Origin of the sequence: Arcobacter iocasae (assembly GCF_042214795.1) — a bacterium.
GTDB lineage: Bacteria > Campylobacterota > Campylobacteria > Campylobacterales > Arcobacteraceae > Arcobacter > Arcobacter iocasae.
This window is the reverse complement of record NZ_CP090177.1, coordinates 1,858,377-1,879,945: the sequence shown is the minus strand read 5'-3', so window position 1 is coordinate 1,879,945 and position 21,569 is coordinate 1,858,377. Positions and strand designations below refer to the sequence as shown.

Below are 21,569 nucleotides of genomic sequence, written 5' to 3'. Positions count from 1 at the left end.
AAATGAATACTGTAAAAACTTTACTTATACTTTTTATAATATCTTTTTTAAACGCAAATGAAATAATGCCAACAAAAACACTTAATATAAGTGCAGGAACAACTGATTTAGTAATAAATGATAATAAATTATTTGTTTCAACAAATGCTGGGGTAATAAATACCTTTAGTTTAAAAGATTTCAAACTAATTTCAAATATCACAATTCCACAAATAAAAAACTTTATGGGAGAGATTAGTAATAGTAAAATATACTCTATTGATGTGTTAAACAATAAAGTTTTAATTTTATCCCAAGGAAAAAAAGGTGCAAGAAAAATTGACATCTTTGAAAATGGAAAACTAAGAAATATCATTTCTGATACAAAACACTTGTTTATTGCACGGGCTAAATTTATAAACGATGAGGAAATTGTATTTTCACTTCTAAGTAATGAATTACTCTTATATAATGTGAATAAGAAAAAAATTATATATGATAAACAAATCAGCCAATCAAGATTCTCTTATTTTGCACTAAGTGAAAACAAAAAAGATATTTTAATTGCAGATGAAAGTGGAAATTTGAAACTATGTGATGTTACAACAGGAAATTTACTTAAAACCTACACAGGTCAAAACTTAGATAATGTCTTTCAAATAGATTACAAAAATAGCAAAATAATAACAGCAGGGCAAGATAGAAGAGCCGTATTTTATTCAAAAAATGATACATATTATAAAGAATCAAATTTTTTGATATATTCTTGTGCTTTAAACTCAAATGGAAAATTAGCAGCTTACTCATCAAATGAGAATAATGATGTAACTATTTTTGATACTTTATTAAAAAAAGATTTATATCAATTAAAAGAAAATAGAATGACACTTACTAAAATCTTATTTATAAATGATAATGAAATTTTAGTAGCAAGTGACGATAATAAAATTAACTATTACAAAATAAAGGAATAAAATGAACATTTCAAGTATAGTAGTTCAAACACTACCAAAATATTTAGAGCAAGTGATAGAGGATTTAAAAAACTGTAAAGCTTGTGATTATCATATGCATGATGAAAAAGGAAGAGTTATCATAACTATTGAAGGTGCTAGTGTAAAAGAGGAGTTAGAAAAGCTAAAAGTAATAGAAGCAATTCCTCATGTTATAAGTGCTGATATGCAAATGGCTTATAGTGAAGATGAACTTGATGAAAATATAAAAGTACTAAATAATGCAGATGCTGTTCCAAATATGTTAAAAGATGACAATGTTGACCCCTCTAAAATTGTTTATAATGGAGATTTAAAGAAAAAAGATTTGTACAGTTTCTCAAAACATCTAGAAGATAAATAGTACTTTTTGTTACTTTTTTTCTTACAATATTAAAAATCCTAAATTTTTTTTAGAAAAAGTGGGTAAAAAGTGGGTAAATATTGATTTTATGTCATAATCACAAATTTTACCCAATAAAATGTAAAATTGGTTAAAAAATATACAGCTCTGCTATTATAATGCTACGATTCTCAAGTAAAATTTTTATGAATTAAATATTAATTTACAATTAACAAAAAGGATTAAAAATGAAACTACTAAAGACACTATCTTTAAGTATTGCAGCCCTTGCTATTGCATCAACTGTATCATCTGCTGATACATTAGATACAACTATTAAAAATGGAAAATTAAGTTGTGGACTAAACACAGGTCTTCCAGGTTTTGCTGCTCCGGATTCAGATGGGGTTTGGAAAGGTATTGATGTTGATGTTTGTAGAGCTGTTGCTGCTGCTGTATTAGGTGATGCGTCAAAAGTTAAATATGCTCATTTAAATGCAAAAGAGAGATTTACTGCACTTCAAAGTGGTGAAATTGATTTACTTGCTAGAAATACTACTTGGACAGCTACAAGAGATACTTCATTAGGTTTAAACTTTACAGGTGTAAATTACTATGATGGTCAAGGTTTCTTAATATCAAAAAAATTAGGTATTAAATCTGCAAAAGAATTAAGTGGAGCAACTTTTTGTATCCAAGCAGGAACAACAACTGAACTTAACTTAACTGATTATTTCAAAGCAAACAAAATGGACTATACTCCTATTACTTATGATACATCAGCACAATCAATTCAAGGTTTTGAAGAAGGTAGATGTGATGCTTTAACTTCTGATGCTTCACAATTATATTCATTAAGAACTCAATTAAAAGACCCAAGTTCAGCAATGGTACTTCCTGAAATCATTTCGAAAGAACCTTTAGGACCAGTAGTTAGACAAGGTGATGACAAATGGTTCAATATCGTAAAATGGACTGAAATCGCAATGTTAAATGCAGAAGATTTAGGTGTTAATTCTAAAAATGTAGATGATATGTTAAAAAGTACAAATCCAAATATTCAAAGACTTCTTGGTGTAACTGGTGATATTGGTAAAAACCTTGGATTAGATCCAAAATGGGCATACAATGTTATCAAACAAGTTGGAAACTATGGAGAATCATTTGATAGAAATGTTGGTAAAGATTCACCTTTAAAAATTGAAAGAGGATTGAATAAACTTTGGAAAGATGGTGGTCTTCAATATGGAGCACCTATTAGATAATCTAAGTAAACTATTTACAAAAATTATTTAATAAAAAAAAGGGGAAGAATAACTTCCCCTTTTTTCATTATAAGGTGAAAGAATGAAAGAACACAAAAAAATAGTAAAAGGCGTCGCTTTTTACAATAACCCAAAGATTAGAGCAATTATTTATCAAATATTAGCTCTTGCAGCCATTTTTCTATTTACATATTATGTTTTGCACAATATGTTTGTTAACATTGAAAAACGTGGGATTAATACAGGATTTGACTTTTTAGGTAATGAAGCTGGATTTGGTATCATATCAACACTAATTCCCTATACAGAATCAGATACTTATGCAAGAGTATTTGTTATAGGTATATTAAATACTCTTTTAGTATCAGGAATTGGTATATTCTTTTCTACAATAATTGGATTATTAGTTGGAATTGGTAGATTATCAAAAAACTTCATGATTTCTAAACTTTGCTTAGTATATGTAGAAACATTTAGAAATATTCCAATACTGTTACAAATACTATTTTGGTATAATGTTGTATTAGCCGCACTCCCAGGTCCCAGACAATCCATGTCTTATATGGATGCATTTTTCTTAAATAATAGAGGATTATATATCCCAAGACCTATTTTAGAAAGTGGTTTTATATCTGTAATAATTGCATTTTTTATTGCAATTGCAGCAGTTGTTTATCTTGCAAAATGGGCAAAAAAGAAACATGATGAAACAGGTGAAGAATTTCCAGTTTTTTGGACTTCTTTAGTTATTTTAATTGTTAGTCCAGTTTTAGTTTATTTTGTTAGTGGTTCTCCTGCAACACTAGAGTATTCAGCACTTAAAGGCTTCAACTTTGTTGGTGGTTGGACTATGACACCTGAACTTTTAGCCTTATCTTTTGCACTTAGTATTTATCCCGCTACTTATATAGCAGAAGCGGTAAGAGCAGGTATTGAAGCTGTTCCAAAAGGGCAAAAAGAAGCAGCAAATTCATTAGGATTAAAAAACCATATTATCCTAAGAAGAGTTGTTCTTCCTCAAGCATTAAGAGTTATTATTCCTCCAGTTATTAATCAATATTTAAATTTAATGAAAAATTCATCACTTGCAACAGCAATTGGATATCCAGAACTTGTAACACTATTTGCAGGAACTGCACTAAATCAAGTTGGTCAAGCTATAGAAATAATCTTAATGACAATGGCTGTGTATTTAACAATTAGTATATTCATATCTATTATAATGAATTTTATTAATGCAAAAATACAAATAAAGGAGAGATAATGGCAATTTATGAAAAATTAGAAACAAGACCGGCTCCTTTAGGAGTAAGTGGACCTATTAAATGGATAAAAGAAAATCTTTTTCCATCACCAATTAGTTCAATTCTAACTATTTTATCTCTTGTTTTACTTTATTATATTATTCCACCATTGTTAAATTGGATGATTTTTGATGCAACATGGACTGGGACAAAAGAAGAGATAACTAAACATGGGGCAAGATGGATTTTTATTTATGAAAAATTCAATCAGTTTATTTATGGTTTTTATCCAGAAGATTTATATTGGAGACCTAATCTTATTTTAGCTTTATTTGTAGCTTCAATAGTATTATTTAAAAAAATTAGACACATAAAAGTAAGAGCAACTATACTTATTTTGTTCCCTATTGCTTCATTTATTTTAATTCATGGTGGATTAGGATTAGAAGTAGTTCCCACAACAAAATGGGGTGGATTAATGCTTACTATGGTTGTTGCATCTGTTGGTATTGTCGTGTCTTTTCCTATAGGGATTATATTTGCCCTTGGACGACAATCAAATATGCCTATTATAAAAACAATAAGTGTTTTATATATTGAATTTATTAGAGGTGTACCTTTAATTACTCTGTTATTCATGTCATCTGTAATTCTACCTTTATTTTTCCCTGAAGGTGTGACTTTTGATAAGTTATTAAGAGCATTAATAGGTGTTACTCTTTTCCAAGCTGCATATCTTGCAGAAGTTATAAGAGGTGGATTACAAGCAATTCCTAAAGGACAATATGAAGCAGCAGATTCAATTGGACTTTCATATTGGCAGGCAATGGGCTTAGTTATTTTACCGCAAGCACTAAAGATATCAATTCCAAATATTGTTGGTTCATTTGTTGCATTATTTAAAGATACAACGCTTGTATTGATTATTGGATTATTTGATGTTTTAGCAATGGTAACATTAACAACATCAGATCCGCATTGGTTAGGATTTGAAACAGAAGGTTATGTTTTTGTAACAATGATTTATTGGATAATTTGTTTTAGTATGTCGAAATATGCACAATCAGTAGAAAACAGATTTAATACAGATCATAAATAAGAATAGGAAAAGATTATGAGTAATTTAGATTATATGATAGAAATGACTAATGTTAACAAGTGGTATGGAGATTTCCATGTACTAAAAGACATTAATTTAAGAGTAAAAAAAGGTGAGAGAATTGTTATTTGTGGACCTTCAGGTTCTGGTAAATCTACAACAATTAGATGTATGAATAGACTTGAAGCCTTTCAAGAGGGTGAAATGTATGTTGCTGGATTAGAAATGACTGAAGATGTAAAAAGAATTAGAGAGATAAGAACACATGTTGGAATGGTATTCCAACATTTTAATCTTTTCCCACATCTTTCAATTTTGGAAAATTTAATTTTAGCTCCAACTTGGGTAACAAAAACTCCAAGAAAACAAGCTATAGAAACTGCAATGCACTACTTAGAGCGAGTAAAAATTGCAGAACAAGCACATAAATTTCCAAATCAATTATCTGGTGGACAACAACAAAGAGTTGCAATAGCAAGATGTTTGTGTATAAACCCTGAAATCATGCTATTTGATGAACCAACATCAGCACTAGATCCTGAAATGATTGGTGAAGTTCTAGATGTAATGACTGAACTTGCAGATGATGGTATTACAATGGTTTGTGTAACACATGAAATGGGATTTGCAAAAAAAGTTGCAGATAGAGTTATATTTATGGATGCTGGACAAATAGTAGAAGAAAATACTCCAACTGAGTTCTTTGATAATCCTCAATCTGATAGATTAAAACAGTTTTTAGAGCAAATTTTAGACCACTAAAAATACGAGAATAAAAATGAGCTTATTAAATGTAATTGCATTTGCAAGTGCAATGTTTTTATTAGCAATTACTCCAGGTCCTGGAGTTTTTGCTACCATTTCTAGAGCATTAGCTTCAGGCTTTTCCAATGCAGCTTTTGTTGTATTAGGAATTGTATTTGGTGATATTATTTTCTTATTATTAGCAATATTTGGACTTAATGCAATTGCATCTATTTTAGGTGATTTTTTTATACTTGTTAAATATTTAGGTGGGATATATCTTCTTTTTTTAGGTTATAAGATATTGACTTCAAAAGAAAAAGATACAGATGTAAAAGCTGTACTGGAATTATCATGGAAGAAAAATTTTATAACAGGACTTCTTATAACATTAAGTAATCCAAAAGTTATACTATTTTATTTAGGGTTTTTACCTACTTTTGTAAATTTACAAACTTTAAGCACACTTGACATTGTTATAATTTCACTTATAGTAACTTTTATACTAAGTGGAGTAATGCTTTTTTATGCATATAGTGCAAGTGGTGCAAGAAGTTTATTCAAAAGTAAAAAAGCAAAAAGAAAAATGAATATCGCAGCTGGTAGTGTAATGATTACAGCTGGTGGCGCTTTAATTATTAAGGCATAAAGACTTAATAAATTTCTAATCATAGGATTATTTTAATGACTATTTTTAATCTTTTTAAAATAGGTATAGGACCTTCAAGTTCCCATACAGTAGGTCCTATGTTAATAGCAAAAAGATTTTGTGAAAAAATAAGAGAAGAAAAATTCTTTGATAATCTTACTAGAATAAAAATCGAACTTTTTGGTTCACTTGGTTCAACTGGAGTTGGTCATCAAAGTGATGTTGCAGTAATTTTAGGATTATTAGGCAATATTCCAAAAAGTGTAGATATCAATAATATTGATAAAATAATAAATGAAATAAAAAAAGATTCTACAATTAAATTACAAAATGAAAAAATAATAAAATTTTCATTTAAAAATGACCTTATTTTATACAAAAACAAACCTCTACCCTTCCATCCAAATGCAATTAAACTAACTATTTATCAAGATTCATACGAATTATTTAATAAAACATATTATTCAATTGGTGGTGGAGAAGTAATTAGTGAAGATGAAATTAATAATAAAATAAAAGAGACTAGACAACTACCCTACTTTTTCTCAAGTGCAAAAGAACTACTACATCTTTGTAAAAAAAACTCTTTAAATATTAATGAACTAATCCTTGAGAATGAAAAAGTACTTAAATCAAAAGAAGTCATTGAAAATGACTTACTTGAAATTTGGCAAATTATGAAAGAGTGTGTTCAAAATGGATTAAAAGCTGATGGAATGCTTCCTGGTGGATTAAATGTTCCAAAACGAGCATTTAAACTTTATACAAAACTAAAAAGTAAACAAGAAAATGATCCTTTAATTTCTATGGATTGGGTAAATCTTTTTGCACTTGCTGTTAATGAAGAAAATGCAAGTACAAGAAGAGTAGTCACAGCACCTACAAATGGTGCTGCTGGAATTATTCCTGCAGTTATGCATTATATTACTCATTTTTTAATAAAAGATAATGAAGATGAAAAAGAAGTTGTAATCAACTTTTTATTAACAGCTGGTGCTATTGGACTTTTATACCAAAAGAATGCCTCTATTTCAGGTGCGGATGTTGGCTGTCAAGGTGAAGTTGGTGTCGCTTGCTCCATGGCAGCAGCTGGTCTTGCACAATATCTAGGTGCAAGTATTGAGCAAATTGAAAATGCAGCAGAAATTGGTATGGAGCATAATTTAGGACTTACTTGTGATCCTATTGGTGGCTTAGTTCAAATACCTTGTATTGAAAGAAATGCTATGGGTGCAATAAAAGCTATAAATGCTGCAAGAATGGCATTAAACTCTGATGGAAAACATTATGTTTCATTAGATTCAGTGATAAAAACTATGTACGATACAGGGAAAGATATGAAAAAAAAATATAAAGAAACATCAAAAGGTGGACTTGCTGTTCACTATGTTGAATGTTAATAAAAAATTTAAGGATTTTTAATGATAAATAACTCAATAAATAAAAAGATTTCGATTTTAATTGGAATCACCCTTGTAACTGTAATGATTATTTTTACTGTTATTATGATAAATAGTATTAAGACAAAAATCATAAAAGATTTAGAAATAAACTTACAATCTCAAGCAGGTGATTATCTTCAAACAACAAAAATATATAATGATTCATTGGAAGAAAATGCCCTAGTGCTCTTTAATGTATTTCAAAAATCTTTTTTAAACTTAAGAATACGAGGAACAGATACTGTTAAAATAAATGGAGTTGAAACCTTGCTACTTTACGATGGATTTGCAAGATTAAACAAAACCTATGATAGAGTTGACCGTTTTAAAGAATTAACAGGCCAAGTTTCAGCAGTATATGTTAAAGATAAAAATCAATATATTAATATTTCATCTTCTATATTAAATGAAAAAGGTGAAAGAATTTTAGTAAATAAGATTGACCCAAATGGACAAACTTACAAAAAAATTGAAAATAAAGAAAAATATATAGGACTAGAGAAAATCGCTGGAAAAACATATATGTCTATTTATTCACCTATTATAAAAAATGACAAAATTATTGGGGCTTTATATATTGGATATGATTTTACAAAAGGTTTGGAAATACTAAAAAAAGAATTAAAGAAAGTAATTATTGGAGATACAGGATATATTTATATTCTTGATAACAAAGGTAATTTAATTCTTCATAAATCTTTAGAAGGTAAAAATGTATTTAATTTAAAAGATGCAGATAATAAAAGTTTTATTCAAGAAATTTTAAAAAATAAAAATGGTGTTATACATTATAATTATATTGAAAAAAATAAAACCACCAGAAAAATTGCAGCATTTAATACTTATGATAAGTGGAATTGGACTATTGTTGTAGGTTCAAATGAAAATGAGTTTTTAGCAATATCTGAGCAAGTTCAAATAATGTTTATCATTGCTACAATTATTTTAACATTACTTTTACAAGGTGTAATTTTTATTTTAATGAATAAAATGGTTTCTAAACCATTACTAAAATTTCAAAATGGTTTATTAGAATTTTTTGCATATTTAAACCATACAAAAGATGATGTTGCAAAAATTGATATTAAAAGTAATGATGAAATTGGTAATATGGCAAAAGTTATTAATGAAAATATTGAAGCAACAAAGGCTAATTTGACAGAAGATAAAAATCTAATTTCAAATGTAAAAGAAGTAGTAAATGATATAAGTAAAGGATACTTAGCTAATAGAATTAAAGCTACAAGTAATACTTCATCTTTAAATGAATTAAAAGATCTTATTAATAATATGCTACACAATTTAGAAGAATTTGTAGGAAAAGATATAAATGAATTAAGTTCTGTATTAGAACAGTATGCGAAAAAAGACTTTACAAAAAATCTTAATAAAAAAGCTAATGGTAAAGTTGGTCATGAAATTGCAATAATGAATAGTATTATTACAGACATGTTATTAAATAATCAAGAAGATGGATTAAAATTAAGAGATACAGCAAGTGAGTTATCAACTAATGTTACTGTTTTAAGTAAAAATGCTACAAATCAAGCAGCTTCATTAGAAGAAGTGGCAGCTTCTGTTACAGAAGTTACAGCTAATGTTAATCAAACTAGCCAAAAAGCACAAAATATGTTTACAATCTCTTCTGAAACTCAAAAATCATCAAACTTGGGTAAAGACCTTGCTAATAAAACTGTTTTAGCAATGGATCAAATAAATGAAAAAGTTCAAACTATCAATGAATCAATTGCCTTAATTGATCAAATTGCTTTCCAAACAAATATTCTTTCACTAAATGCTGCCGTTGAAGCAGCAACTGCTGGAGAAGCTGGAAAAGGATTTGCAGTTGTTGCACAAGAAGTGCGAAATCTAGCATCAAGAAGTGCAGAAGCAGCTCGTGAGATTAAAGATTTAGTTGAATCAGCCAGTCAACAAACCCTAGAAGGTAAAGAGATTAGTACTAGTATGATTTCTGGTTTTGAAAAACTAGAAGATAAAATAAATGAAACTAATATAATCATAAATGATGTTGCAAGTGGTGCAAAAGAGCAAACTGAAGCGATGATAAGTATTAGTGAAACTATAAATAATCTAGATAAATTCACCCAAGAAAATGCTCAAGTAGCAGAAGAGACAAATAAAATTTCAAATGACACTAAAGAAATTGCTAATAAAGTTGTAGAAAATGTAAATGAAAGTGAATTTACAGGGAAAAAATAATTTCTAAATAGGGATTTAGGTTAAAGCTAACCAAATTCCTATTCCTATCATCATAGAACCAGCTATTTTATTTAATAGTTTTACATTTGAAGAGTTTTGTAATAACTTTCTTAAAGTAGTTCCACCTGTGGCATATATAATCAAACAAGAAAATTCAAGTAAAAGTATAAGAAATATCAAAACAGCTAATTGAGGTATATAAGCTAAGTTTTCATCAATAAATGGTGGCAATAAAGCAATAAAAAAAGCCCACCCTTTTGGATTTGCAATTGCTGTTACAAAACCTTGAATAGCAAGATTTCTTCTAGAAACATTAAAACTACACGATTCTAAATTTAAAGCCATTTTCCCTCTTGATAACCACATAGTTACACCTAGGTATATTAAATAAGCTCCTCCACAATATTTTAAAACTAAAAAAATAGTTGGATGACTTAGCATAATAGTAGCAACACCAATAACTGAAGAAGTAGCAACTAAGCCTACTCCTAAAAGCTCTCCTACCATCATATACATTGTTTTTTTCAAACCAATGCTCATACCCATACTCAAAGATAAAGTCATACACATTCCTGGAGTAATTGAAACAAAAAAGAAAGTTGGTATAAAAATTGCTAAAATTGATATATTTATATAATCAAACATGGAAGTCCTTTTTTAAAAAGGAAAAATTATACAGAAGTATTATTAAATTAAAGCCAATAATATAAATTATTGACTTTAAAAAATTTATAGTTAAATTAGAAATTTACAGGTTCATATGCAATATTTAAACTTTTTGCAACAGCTTCATTTGTTAATTTCCCATCATAAGTATTAAGTCCATTTAATAAGTGTTTATCATCAGCAAGAGCTTTTTCTAAACCTTTATTAGCTATTGATAAACCATGTCTTAGCGTAGTTGCTGTTAATGCTAAAGTAGAAGTTAAAGAAACAGCCCCTGGCATATTTGCAACACAATAATGTAATACATCATTTACAACATAAGTTGGAGCATCATGATATGTAGCTTTTGAAGTTTCAAAACAACCACCTTGGTCAATTGCAACATCAACTACAACTGCATTTTTCTTCATAAGTTTTAAATCATCTTTAGAGATAAGTTTAGGAGCAGCAGCCCCTGGAATTAAAACAGCCCCTATTACTAAATCTGCTTCTTTGATTGATTTTAAGATATTTGATCTATTTGAAAATAGAGTATTTACTTTTGAACCAAATAAATCATCATAATATGCCAATCTTGAAGCTGAAATATCCATAACTGTAACATTTGCACCAAGTCCAACACACATTTTACAAGCATTAAGCCCAACGATTCCACCACCAATGATTACTACATTACCTCTTTGAACTCCTGGAACTCCACCTAATAAAACTCCTCTTCCACCAAATGGTTTTTCTAAATACTTAGCACCCTCTTGAGCTGCAAGTCTTCCTGCTATTTCACTCATAGGAGTTAGACAAGGTAATCCACCCTCAGCAGATGTAATAGTTTCATATGCTATTGCTTTTACTTTTTTAGACAATAACATTTCAGCTTGTGGTTTATCAGCTGCAATGTGTAAATAAGTATATAAGATCTGACCTTCATGGAAAAAGTCATATTCCTCTGGCAAGGGCTCTTTTACTTTCACAATCATTTCAGAATCATCAAAAAGCTTTTGTTTATCTTCAACAATTGTTCCCCCAGCTTTTACATACTCTTCATTTTCAAATCCAGCCCCAATACCCGCATCAATTTCAACAAAAACTGTATGTCCATTATTTACATATGTAGCAACATCATCAGGTGTTAAACCAACTCTATACTCATGTACTTTAACCTCTTTTACTAATCCTATTTTCATCTTTTTATCCTTTTTAATAATTAAATATTTTTGTGTGTCTTTTACTTATATATCTTTTTAAAAAGTAAGCTATGAAGCCCTTTACTTTTATACCTAAAACTATTCCTACTGTATTTTTATTTGCCAAATCTACCATAACTCCTTTTGTCTGTGATTTATTTTTAATTAATAAGTTTCCTTCTATAGAATTTAATAAATTCTGTGCAACTATATTTGCATGCAATTTTGCTATTTGTGCTGTTGGTAAAACATAATTTCCATTTTTATCTTTAGTTTCTGCCACATCTCCCATAACAAAAACCTCTTTATGATTTGCAAGTCGTAAATATTCATCAACTACAAATTGATTTTTAATATTTGTTTGTGCACTTTCATCATTTGATAATTTTTCACTAGAAACTCCTATTAAAAAAAGTACCATATCAAATGGAATTTCAGTAGAATCACTTAAATAAATCTTCTTGTCTTTCACTTCATTAACAAATGCCCCATGATATCTTTTGATATTTAGTTTATCGCATGCTTTTTTTGTTTGATTTACTAAAAAAGAGTTCATATTTGGCAAGACATTGGGGAATTGTTCAATTAAAGAAATTTGACAATCTTTATTTGATAAAGCTCTTTTTTTAATCATGTTTGCAAATTCTAAAGCAATCTCAACACCAGATAATCCACCACCAATGATTGCAATATTTTTGCCTTGCTCTTTTGAATCTAAAAGTTCTAAAAATTTTGCTCTTTGCTCTTTTAATATATTTAACTCTTTTATATCAGCTGCATATTCTTGGATATTTTTTATTTGTTTTGGGAAGAATGAAGCACTTCCTGTTGCAATAACTAAATAATCATATTTTATATTTTTGTTATTATTTAAAATTACTCTTTTAGTTTTAAATTCAATATCTTCAACAAAAGCTTCAATAAAATTAATATTTTTATTTTTGCAATATATCTCTAAGTTAAAAGATATATCTTCTAATTCACATTGTCCACTTATATATTTATGAATATCAGTTTGATGTAAATGATATAGATTTTTATTTATTAAAGTTACTTCAAGATTTTTATTGTTACTGATTTTCTCAACCAATGAAATACCACTATAACCTGCACCTATAATTACAACATTCTTTTTAATATTATTAAACATCTTTAATCCACTTATGTTAATTATATTAAAATAAATATATTTTTAGTTAAATATTTTAATATAATTAAATAATAACATATATTTTATGATATTAATCAAGTTTTTGTATAAGATTTATACAAATTTTACTTAAATTATTTAATTAGATTAAATAATTTACTTTATTTGGTTAAGAGAGTTTATGTTAAAATAAAAATTATTACTTAAAGGGTAGATTTTGACTGAAGAATTCAATGTTGGTAAAAAAATAAAATTTCTTAGAAAAGAAAAAAAGATGAATGCAAAAGAACTAGCAAAAGATGCTGGTATCTCATATGGGATGCTTTCACTTTTAGAAAGTGGATCAACACAAGGTTCAGTTGAAACTTTAAGAAAGATTGCAAAAGTTCTTGGTGTAACTATTGCTCATTTATTTACAAACAGTGAAGATAGTGATTTAGCCACAAGACCAAAAAATTTGGACAATGAAACTTCTTATGTTGTAAGAAAAGACCAAAGAAAAAAAATATCTTTCCCTGATCCCCAATATACTTGTGAATTGCTTGTTCCTGATTTACAAGGTGACATTGAATTTTTGCAAGTAAATATGGAACCAAATAGAATAACTGAACACTTAATTCCCCACACTAAAGGTGGTGAAGAGTGTGATTATGTGATAGAAGGGGAGATTGTTGTTACTTTAAATGAAAAAGAGTTTGCCTTATCTCAGGGTGATTGTATAAGATTTAATCCTGAAATTCCACACAAAATAGAAAATAGAAGTTCAAAAAAAGCCTCTTATCTATCTGTAATTACTCCCGTTTCTTTTTAAAAAGTAGAAAATAGATTTCTACTTTTTACATATATTTTTTTAAAACTTCTGGAATAGTAATAGTTCCATCTTCTTGTTGATAGTTTTCCATAATAGCCACAAGTGTTCTTCCAACAGCTAATGAAGAACCATTTAAAGTATGAGCTAAAATGTTTTTTTTACCATCTTTATATCTAATTTTTGCTCGTCTTGCTTGGAAATCTCTTGTATTAGAAATAGAGGATATTTCTCTATATTTTCCTTGTCCTGGTAACCAAACTTCTAAGTCAATAGTTCTTGTAGCACTAAATCCTAAATCTCCAGTACAAAGCATAACTTTTTGGTGAGCAAGACCAAGCGAAGTTAATAAATCACTTGCACAAGAAACCATTTTTTCAAAAACTTCTTCACTTTGCTCTTGTGTAGTAATAGCTACCATTTCTACTTTATCAAATTGGTGTTGACGAATCAGTCCTCTTGTATCTCTTCCTGCACTTCCAGCTTCTTTTCTAAAACAAGGAGTATAAGAAGTCATAAGATAAGGTAACTCCTCTACTGGAATAATTTCATCATTATAAAGATTTGTTAAAGCAACCTCAGCAGTTGGAATCAAATATAAATCCTCACCCTCAATTTTAAATAAATCATCACCAAATTTTGGTAATTGCCCAGTTCCTTGAAGAGCATTTGTATTTGCCATAAAAGGAACATACCACTCTTCAAAACCACGCTCTGCATTGAAGCTAAGCATATAGTTAATAAGTGCTCTCTCTAATTTTGCAGCTTGTCCTCTCATAGCAGTAAATCTTGATTTTGCAAGTTTTACACCTCTTGTAAAATCCAGTGTTCCATTACTCTCACCTAAATCCCAATGCTCTTTTGGCTCGAAAGAAAAACTTGGTTTCTCTCCAATAGTTTCTAATACAACATTTTCATTCTCATCAGCACCATCTGGAACATCACTATCTGGCATATTTGGAACACCTAAAATAACAGATGAAAGTTCTTCTTCTAAAACTCTAACTTTCTCTTCTAGATCTTGTTTTTGATTTTTAAGTTTGTTAATATTTTCTTGTAAAGGTGCAATATCTAAGCCCTCTTTTTTATATCTTCCAAAGTCTTTAGATAAAGTGTTTTGCTCAGCAGTAACATTTTCCATCTCTTGTCTTTTTGCTTTTGCATCAACTGAAAGAGCTTTTAAATTATCTAAAATATCTTGGCTAACACCTTTTCTATTCAAAGCTGTTGCAACTTCATCAAAATCTTTTTGTAATAGTTTAATATCAATCATCTTCTCTACTTCTTATATTTATTTTTAAGATATCTTTTATCTTTTTTAATTTTGGAAATTATATCCAATACCAAATTAAACTTATAAAATATAGCCTTAATTAATCTTTCTCCTTGTCATGATTAATAAATAATTAATTCAAAATTAAATAAATTTTGATTATTATTCTCAAAATCATATATTATTAAAGGTAAACTATGAAATTAAGTAAACTAGTATGTGCAAGTTTGATAACTGTGTGCACCTTAGATATTGCATTAGCAGAAGATACATCTTCAGATATTACACAAGATGTTATTGGATATCAAGAAAGTGCTTATGGACAATTAAAAGGTATTGTTGCAACTAAAAGTTCGACAGGTTCTAAAATGGACATTGATATTACAGAAATACCACAATCGGTATCTGTCATTACAAATGATATGATGAGTACTATTGGTGCACAAAGCATTCAAAATGCTACTTCTTATGTATCAGCCGTTACTCAACCATATGGTGAAAATGGTGATCATAGAACAAATTATGGGAAACTAAGAGGTATTGGTTATTTATATAAATCTACATTTTTAGATGGTATGAAACTACTTCATGCTGGTCATTTAATACCTAATATTGATCCTTATGCATTAGAGAGAGTTGAAGTATTAAAAGGTCCAGCATCTGTACTTTATGGAGCGAGTGGTCCTGGTGGTCTTATAAATATGCAAAGTAAAACTCCTACAATAGAACCTTTAAAAGAAATAGGTATCTCATATGCTTCAAATAATAATAAATCTGTTTTTGCAGATATAAGTGATGCTATCAATGAAAAAACTCTATTTAGATTGACAGGAAAATATAAAGAAGGTGATAATGAGTTACAAGATTCAACAAATAAATCATACTTTTTTAATCCTTCATTGACATATTATATTAATGATAATAGTTCAATCGATGTTATTGCTTCAGTGGCAAAAGACCAAATCAAAGGTTTGGGAATGAGTTTTAGTGGTTCTAAAAGTATACTAAATTATCAAAATAGTATTGCAGACAAAGCCTCAACTATAAGAGCATATCTTAATAGTCTTGGGATGAGCCTTACGACAGCCTATGATGATAACATAAGAAGTTCAGCTGCCACAGTTAATGCTTTAAATCTACCTAGTGATTTACTTATTGGTTTAAAAGATAAGGAAATCTTTGAAAAAAAACATAAATCTATTTCAACAGTTTATAAAAACAATATTAATGATGATTTAAAGTTTCGTTCAAATATTAGATTTATGAAAATGGATGGAAAATATAACTATTCAACACCATCAGCTACTGGATTAAATCCCTTATTGCAGAACTCATCTCCAGATTTAACGCAATTTCCTTTGGCATACATTGAAATAGCATCTAAGATGAAGACTTTTGCAACAGACAATAATCTACAATATACAGCAAAAACTAAAAATGCAGAATATACTTCATTGGTAGGATTAGATTTTCAATATACAGACTATGATAGAAAAACAACAAAACAAACTGAGTATTCTTATGATTTAGTAAATAGACGACCAACAAGTATTCCAAGTGCCTCAAATACATATACTGATAATTTTAATCAAAAGTCTTTTCAAACAGGTTTATATGCGCAAAGTCAAGTAAAAACATATAATAATTTTATTATCTCATCTTCTCTAAGATATGATAAATTGAGACAGAAAAAAACAGACCATCTTACAGATACACAAAGTTCACAAAGTGACAATAATATCTCAGGAAGATTTGGATTAAGTTATCTGTTTGATAATGGGATTACTCCTTATGTTTCTTATTCTACTTCTTTTCAAAGTAATATTGGTTCAGGGTTTGATGGTAAAACATTTGACCCATCTATTGGTGAGCAAGTTGAGGCAGGAATTAAATATAAACCAAATAATTTAGATGCTTTATTTACAATATCAGTATTTAGTTTAAAAGAAAAAGACATAGTACAAAGTGATCCTAGACATACAGGATATAGTATCCAACAAGGTGATGCAGAAGTAAAAGGTTTAGAGTTTAATATTCTTGCAAGTCCTACAGAAAATCTAAATACTGTTTTTTCATTTTCAAAAATGACTGGAAAAGAAGTAAATATGGCAAATCATGCTTATGAGGGAAGAGATTTAGCTGATATTCCTAATTATTCTGTAAGATTATGGACAGATTATACTTTCCCTAAAACTCCAATAGGTGATTTTAAAATAGGTGCAGGAGTTAAATATATAGGAAAATCAAAAGCCTTAAGTGTTGATCAATTTAATTTACCAAGTAGACCTCAAAAACTTTATGATGTGGATGATTATACAATTGTTGATGCTCTAATTGCAACAAAATACGATAATTGGGATATCTCTTTAAATATCTATAATTTATTTGATAAAGAAGCTAGGTTAAATAACAATTCAATACAAAGTGCCCAAACAGCTGGTAGATCATTTATGTTAACTACAAAATATAAATTTTAATGGAAGAGTTAAACTCTTCCATTGAAAAGAAACTATTATGACTATAATTAAAAACTTATTCAAAAAAGATACAAATGCTTCTTTGGGAACAATAAGACTACTTTGTTCTATATTTGGTTCCCTTGCAGTTGCTTACTTATTACTAATAAAGTTTGCACAATTATTAAACTTCTCAATATTTGAAAACATCGTACTTGCAATTATACTATTACCAATACTTTGGTCTTCTATTGGATTATGGGTTGTTTTATCAAAAACTAAAATTGAAGCATTATTAAAAGTTTTTATTCCTTTTATATTGCTCTTTTTCATTATTTACGGATTGGATTAAAATGAATAAAAGATTATTTAACATACATAAACTAATAGGTATAAATGTTTTATTGTTTTTCTTTATTTCTATATTTTTTGGAATATTGACTATATTTAGACCTTATGTTTCTTTTTGGGAAGATAAAGAAAAACATATTTCTAATGTAGAGATTCAAAATATAAATTTCGAAAAATGCATTAAAGAAATAAAAAAAAGAAAATATGTTGGTGAAGATGGTAAAGTTATGAGAAATGACTTTATAAAACTAATATTACCAGCAAAAGAGTTTAGATCAAATAACTTAATTCAAGTAAATAATAGACCAAACTTTTACCTAAATCCAAATACCTGTAAAAAAATCAAACCAAAAAATTTTACTATTTCAAAGTTTTTTGAACTAATACATTATGGTCGTATTTTCAAATCTTTAGTTGCTCAAATGATTTTTGGTTTTGCAGCAGTTGCTGTTGTCTTTTTATGCCTTAGTGGTGTATTTTTAATCATAAAAAATAATTATAAAAACAAAAAGACTAAAAATCTAAAAGGTTTTTTTGCTAAATATCACAGACTTTTATTATTATATACCCTACCCTTAGTTTTTATGTTTGGATTAACAGGAGCTCTTTTTAATCTAGGAATTTATAGCACTCCAGTTATGACTAATTATTTGACTGATTCAAAAACATCAAATCTTTTAGCTGTAGAAAAAAATATTCTAATTGATAAAGATTTAAAATTATATAAACCATCGCAAAAAGTTAAAACATTAGATATTAATACTTTATATAAAAAAGCAAAGGACTCATTTTCAGATATCTCTTTTTATGCCATACAGATATATAACCTTGATGATATAAATGCAAGGGTTAAATTTATAGGATATGAACCTAAATCATTTTTTATAAGTTCTGTATACAATGAAAGCTATGTTGTCTTAAACGGAACCAACGCAGAAATTATTTCAAAAAAGAGTGCACAAGATGGAACATTCACTGAAAAAACTTTAGATTCAGTATTTTATTTACATTTTATAAGAACTTTTAGTGATATTCCAAGAATTATTTTTGCAATTATTTGTTTTACAATTTTATTTGGTGTTACAGTAGGATTATTATTATGGATGCAAAGAGCAAAAAAAGACAAATTTACATACAAAGTATTACAACCATTGAGTTATACAGTTGTTTTAGGATCATTAATAAGTGCTAGTTTATTATTTGCAACAACTTGGTTAATTCCAAAACAATATATGTATTTTAATTTATTAAACACTCTTTACAATGTACAAGAAGTTTTATTTTATAGTGTATTTATTCTTATATTTATTTACATAAAAATTATCTCATCTTTATATAAAGTGACTAAGCATAGTCTGTTTTTTAGTGGTTTGTTACTTATAATTGCAACACTTTCTCATAACTTTACAAGTGGATTTAATCTATTTAAATCTTTTTCATTAGGATTAAATGAGATTTTCTTTACTGATTTAGTTTTATTCTTTTTAGGAGTATTACTAATTTATCTTTCATTTAAAATTCCCACAAAATTTTTTATTGAAACAGAAGAAATAAAAAAATAGTAATTACCATGAGTAAGAATAGTTTAATCAATATTTAAATTAATTTTGATTACTATTCTCATTATTTAAACAAAAAAGGAAAATAATGTTTAAACCATTGAATTGTCTTATACTCTTTGCTTTTATATCATCAGGGCTTTTTGCTTCAGATTTAGATAAATCTCTTGATGTTATACAAAAAAGTAATAATACACTAAAGTCTTATCAGAAAAAAATTGATAAAAATGAGGATATACGAGAAACTCTTTTTGATCAATATAAACAAAAAACTGCACAATTAAAAAATACTCAGAAATATAATGAGCAGTTAGAAAAAATCATTGTATCTCAAAAAGAAGAGCTGCAAAGTATGGACCAACAGCTCATTGATATTGAACAAACAAAAAAGAATATCTACCCTTTAATGTTAGAGATGATTAGTTCTTTAAAAGTATTAATTAAGTCTGATACACCCTTTTTACTACAAGAAAGACAAGATAGGGTAAAAAGACTTGAAGATAGTCTTACAAAAGCAGATATAAAAACAAATGAAAAATTTAGAATTATTCTTGAAGCTTTTAAAATAGAATATGATTATGCAAAAACAATAGAAGCATATCAAGAAAAAATAGGAAATACAAGCTACAACATTTTGCGTCTTGGAAGAGTTGCCTTATATTATCAAAGTTTGGATTTGAAAAACTATGGTTACTTTAATAAAGAAACAAATAAATGGGAAGAAATCACAGATAGCACTTCAAAGTCAAATATAAGAACAGCTATAAAAATTGCAAAAAAACAAGGGAATGTTACTTTATTAAATTTACCCTTCTTAGCTAAAAAGGAAGCAAAATGATACGATATATACTTACTCTAACACTTTTTAGTACATTATCATTTTCAATGGACTTAACTTCACTTTTACAAAGTGTTCAAAATGATTCAAAAAAAGAAATGCAAGCTGAAAAACAGAGATTACAAACATTTATTGATAATAAAGAAAAACAAAAAGAATTACTTATTCAAACAGAAGAAGAGCTTAAAAAAGAAGAACTACGAACTGATAAATTAAAAAAACAAATTGATGAAAAAGAAAAAGTATTAGCTAAAAAAGAAGAAGAACTTAAAATAAAAGCAGCTAATTTAGGCGAAATATTTGGAAGTGTTAGACAAACTTCTTCTGATTTTTTAATTAACTTCCAAAGTTCACTAACAGCATCTGAAGATTCAAATAAAGAAGAGCAGTTTTTAAAATTATCAAATTCTAAAAAACTTGCAAATATCCAAGAATTAAAAGAATTTTGGCACTCTATGTTAGATGAAATAATCAAAAGTGGAAATATCGCACAATACGATGCTGATGTGATTTTAGCATCAGGAGAAAAAACAAAAGAAAAAGTTACTAGAGTGGGCTTATTTGCTGCAACTTCAAATGGTAAGTATTTAACTTATTCAAATGACATGAAATCATTAGTAGAGTTAACTGTTCAACCAAGTGGTTCTGCTGTTCAATTAGCAAAAGATTTTGAATCATCAAATGAAATTTCAAATATCATTATTGATCCAACAAGAGGTACACTTTTTGAAATGATTGCAAATAATCCAACCATAATGGATAGAATCACACAAGGTGGGATTGTAGGATATATTATTTTGATATTAGGAGCATTAGGTTTACTTTTTGCTTTATTTAAAATGATTGTATTAAATATTAGTTCAATAAAAATCAAAAAACAAATGAAAAATATATCTGAAATTAATCAAGATAATTCATTAGGAAAGATTGCACATATTTTTTATAAAAATTCAAATGATTCTATAAATGACTTAGAAATTAAAATTGGACAAGCCATTTTAAAAGAAACAACACAAATAAAAAAAGGGCAAAGTTTTGTAAAACTTCTAGCAGCTGTTACTCCTTTATTGGGATTATTAGGAACAGTTACTGGGATGATTGCAACTTTTCAAGCCATAACTTTATTTGGTACAGGTGATCCAAAACTTATGGCAGGTGGTATTTCAACTGCATTGATTACTACTGTTTTAGGATTAGTTACAGCAATACCACTTCTTTTTGCATATACATACATCTCTTCAAAATCAGAAGAACTTGTATCTATATTAGAAGAACAAAGTATTGGATTATTAGCAAAAACATTGAAGTAA

General features: G+C 28.0%; 19 protein-coding genes. 15 read left to right on the top strand and 4 right to left on the bottom strand.

The window, feature by feature from the left end; translation table 11 throughout:
* Positions 1-2 precede the first annotated feature (2 nt).
* The 9 genes from LXN10_RS09460 (at position 3) to LXN10_RS09420 (ending at position 9,977) form a co-directional block, all read left to right on the top strand.
* Complete coding sequence (locus tag LXN10_RS09460; protein ID WP_375722791.1) at positions 3-953, top strand: WD40 repeat domain-containing protein; 951 nt, start codon at positions 3-5, stop codon at positions 951-953.
* A 1-nt stretch (position 954) separates the two neighbouring features.
* Positions 955-1,335, top strand: coding sequence for a chaperone NapD (locus LXN10_RS09455; RefSeq protein WP_375722790.1), 381 nt, complete (start codon positions 955-957; stop codon positions 1,333-1,335).
* A 227-nt stretch (positions 1,336-1,562) separates the two neighbouring features.
* Positions 1,563-2,579, top strand: a complete 1,017-nt coding sequence (locus LXN10_RS09450) for an amino acid ABC transporter substrate-binding protein (RefSeq protein ID WP_375722789.1) — start codon at positions 1,563-1,565, stop codon at positions 2,577-2,579.
* An 82-nt stretch (positions 2,580-2,661) separates the two neighbouring features.
* Positions 2,662-3,843: an amino acid ABC transporter permease gene (locus LXN10_RS09445; RefSeq protein ID WP_375722788.1), complete on the top strand. Its 1,182-nt coding sequence runs from the start codon at positions 2,662-2,664 to the stop codon at positions 3,841-3,843.
* On the top strand, positions 3,843-4,922 hold the full coding sequence (locus LXN10_RS09440; protein ID WP_375722787.1) for an amino acid ABC transporter permease: 1,080 nt from the start codon (positions 3,843-3,845) through the stop codon (positions 4,920-4,922). The genes LXN10_RS09445 and LXN10_RS09440 overlap by 1 nt, the downstream gene beginning before the upstream one ends.
* 15 nt (positions 4,923-4,937) lie before the next feature.
* Positions 4,938-5,684, top strand: coding sequence for an amino acid ABC transporter ATP-binding protein (locus LXN10_RS09435; protein WP_434056568.1), 747 nt, complete (start codon positions 4,938-4,940; stop codon positions 5,682-5,684).
* A 16-nt stretch (positions 5,685-5,700) separates the two neighbouring features.
* Complete coding sequence (locus LXN10_RS09430) at positions 5,701-6,315, top strand: LysE family translocator (protein ID WP_375722786.1); 615 nt, start codon at positions 5,701-5,703, stop codon at positions 6,313-6,315.
* 35 nt (positions 6,316-6,350) lie between these two features.
* Entirely contained in the window at positions 6,351-7,715 is a 1,365-nt protein-coding gene (locus tag LXN10_RS09425) for an L-serine ammonia-lyase (protein WP_375722785.1), read from the top strand.
* Between the two features lie 21 nt (positions 7,716-7,736).
* Positions 7,737-9,977, top strand: coding sequence for a methyl-accepting chemotaxis protein (locus LXN10_RS09420; protein ID WP_375722784.1), 2,241 nt, complete (start codon positions 7,737-7,739; stop codon positions 9,975-9,977).
* A 15-nt stretch (positions 9,978-9,992) separates the two neighbouring features.
* Here the strand turns inward: LXN10_RS09420 and LXN10_RS09415 are convergent, their stop codons facing one another.
* The 3 genes from LXN10_RS09415 to LXN10_RS09405 form a co-directional block, all read right to left on the bottom strand.
* On the bottom strand, positions 9,993-10,622 hold the full coding sequence (locus LXN10_RS09415) for a LysE family translocator (RefSeq protein ID WP_375722783.1): 630 nt from the start codon (positions 10,620-10,622) through the stop codon (positions 9,993-9,995).
* A 95-nt stretch (positions 10,623-10,717) separates the two neighbouring features.
* Entirely contained in the window at positions 10,718-11,824 is a 1,107-nt protein-coding gene (gene ald / locus LXN10_RS09410) for an alanine dehydrogenase (protein WP_375722782.1), read from the bottom strand.
* Between the two features lie 13 nt (positions 11,825-11,837).
* The gene (locus LXN10_RS09405) at positions 11,838-12,974 is read right to left on the bottom strand and encodes an NAD(P)/FAD-dependent oxidoreductase (RefSeq protein ID WP_375722781.1); all 1,137 of its coding nucleotides are present in this window, start codon (positions 12,972-12,974) and stop codon (positions 11,838-11,840) included.
* A gap of 217 nt (positions 12,975-13,191) precedes the next feature.
* Here LXN10_RS09405 and LXN10_RS09400 point away from each other — a divergent pair, with 217 nt between their 5' ends.
* Positions 13,192-13,785, top strand: a complete 594-nt coding sequence (locus LXN10_RS09400; RefSeq protein ID WP_375722780.1) for a helix-turn-helix domain-containing protein — start codon at positions 13,192-13,194, stop codon at positions 13,783-13,785.
* A gap of 25 nt (positions 13,786-13,810) precedes the next feature.
* Here the strand turns inward: LXN10_RS09400 and serS are convergent, their stop codons facing one another.
* Positions 13,811-15,055 (bottom strand): serine--tRNA ligase, encoded by a 1,245-nt coding sequence (gene serS, locus LXN10_RS09395; RefSeq protein ID WP_375722779.1) that lies wholly within the window; start codon positions 15,053-15,055, stop codon positions 13,811-13,813.
* Positions 15,056-15,252: 197 nt separating this feature from the next.
* On the opposite strand from serS, the gene LXN10_RS09390 reads away from it, so the two are divergent.
* The 5 genes from LXN10_RS09390 (at position 15,253) to LXN10_RS09370 (ending at position 21,569) form a co-directional block, all read left to right on the top strand.
* On the top strand, positions 15,253-17,532 hold the full coding sequence (locus LXN10_RS09390; RefSeq protein ID WP_375722778.1) for a TonB-dependent siderophore receptor: 2,280 nt from the start codon (positions 15,253-15,255) through the stop codon (positions 17,530-17,532).
* A 37-nt stretch (positions 17,533-17,569) separates the two neighbouring features.
* Positions 17,570-17,863: a hypothetical protein gene (locus tag LXN10_RS09385; protein ID WP_375722777.1), complete on the top strand. Its 294-nt coding sequence runs from the start codon at positions 17,570-17,572 to the stop codon at positions 17,861-17,863.
* A gap of 1 nt (position 17,864) precedes the next feature.
* Positions 17,865-19,424 (top strand): PepSY domain-containing protein, encoded by a 1,560-nt coding sequence (locus LXN10_RS09380; RefSeq protein WP_375722776.1) that lies wholly within the window; start codon positions 17,865-17,867, stop codon positions 19,422-19,424.
* Positions 19,425-19,509: 85 nt separating this feature from the next.
* The gene (locus LXN10_RS09375; RefSeq protein ID WP_375722775.1) at positions 19,510-20,259 is read left to right on the top strand and encodes a DUF3450 domain-containing protein; all 750 of its coding nucleotides are present in this window, start codon (positions 19,510-19,512) and stop codon (positions 20,257-20,259) included.
* Positions 20,256-21,569 carry a MotA/TolQ/ExbB proton channel family protein gene (locus LXN10_RS09370; RefSeq protein ID WP_375722774.1) on the top strand — a complete coding sequence of 438 codons (1,314 nt, stop codon included), beginning with the start codon at positions 20,256-20,258 and terminating at the stop codon, positions 21,567-21,569. The genes LXN10_RS09375 and LXN10_RS09370 overlap by 4 nt, the downstream gene beginning before the upstream one ends.

Coding starts and splice junctions, on each gene's coding strand:
- LXN10_RS09460 (WP_375722791.1), top strand. CDS start 3: ATGAATACTGTAAAAACTTTACTTATACTTTTTATAATATCTTTTTTA.
- LXN10_RS09455 (WP_375722790.1), top strand. CDS start 955: ATGAACATTTCAAGTATAGTAGTTCAAACACTACCAAAATATTTAGAG.
- LXN10_RS09450 (WP_375722789.1), top strand. CDS start 1,563: ATGAAACTACTAAAGACACTATCTTTAAGTATTGCAGCCCTTGCTATT.
- LXN10_RS09445 (WP_375722788.1), top strand. CDS start 2,662: ATGAAAGAACACAAAAAAATAGTAAAAGGCGTCGCTTTTTACAATAAC.
- LXN10_RS09440 (WP_375722787.1), top strand. CDS start 3,843: ATGGCAATTTATGAAAAATTAGAAACAAGACCGGCTCCTTTAGGAGTA.
- LXN10_RS09435 (WP_434056568.1), top strand. CDS start 4,938: ATGAGTAATTTAGATTATATGATAGAAATGACTAATGTTAACAAGTGG.
- LXN10_RS09430 (WP_375722786.1), top strand. CDS start 5,701: ATGAGCTTATTAAATGTAATTGCATTTGCAAGTGCAATGTTTTTATTA.
- LXN10_RS09425 (WP_375722785.1), top strand. CDS start 6,351: ATGACTATTTTTAATCTTTTTAAAATAGGTATAGGACCTTCAAGTTCC.
- LXN10_RS09420 (WP_375722784.1), top strand. CDS start 7,737: ATGATAAATAACTCAATAAATAAAAAGATTTCGATTTTAATTGGAATC.
- LXN10_RS09415 (WP_375722783.1), bottom strand. CDS start 10,622: ATGTTTGATTATATAAATATATCAATTTTAGCAATTTTTATACCAACT.
- ald (WP_375722782.1), bottom strand. CDS start 11,824: ATGAAAATAGGATTAGTAAAAGAGGTTAAAGTACATGAGTATAGAGTT.
- LXN10_RS09405 (WP_375722781.1), bottom strand. CDS start 12,974: ATGTTTAATAATATTAAAAAGAATGTTGTAATTATAGGTGCAGGTTAT.
- serS (WP_375722779.1), bottom strand. CDS start 15,055: ATGATTGATATTAAACTATTACAAAAAGATTTTGATGAAGTTGCAACA.
- LXN10_RS09390 (WP_375722778.1), top strand. CDS start 15,253: ATGAAATTAAGTAAACTAGTATGTGCAAGTTTGATAACTGTGTGCACC.
- LXN10_RS09385 (WP_375722777.1), top strand. CDS start 17,570: ATGACTATAATTAAAAACTTATTCAAAAAAGATACAAATGCTTCTTTG.
- LXN10_RS09380 (WP_375722776.1), top strand. CDS start 17,865: ATGAATAAAAGATTATTTAACATACATAAACTAATAGGTATAAATGTT.
- LXN10_RS09375 (WP_375722775.1), top strand. CDS start 19,510: ATGTTTAAACCATTGAATTGTCTTATACTCTTTGCTTTTATATCATCA.
- LXN10_RS09370 (WP_375722774.1), top strand. CDS start 20,256: ATGATACGATATATACTTACTCTAACACTTTTTAGTACATTATCATTT.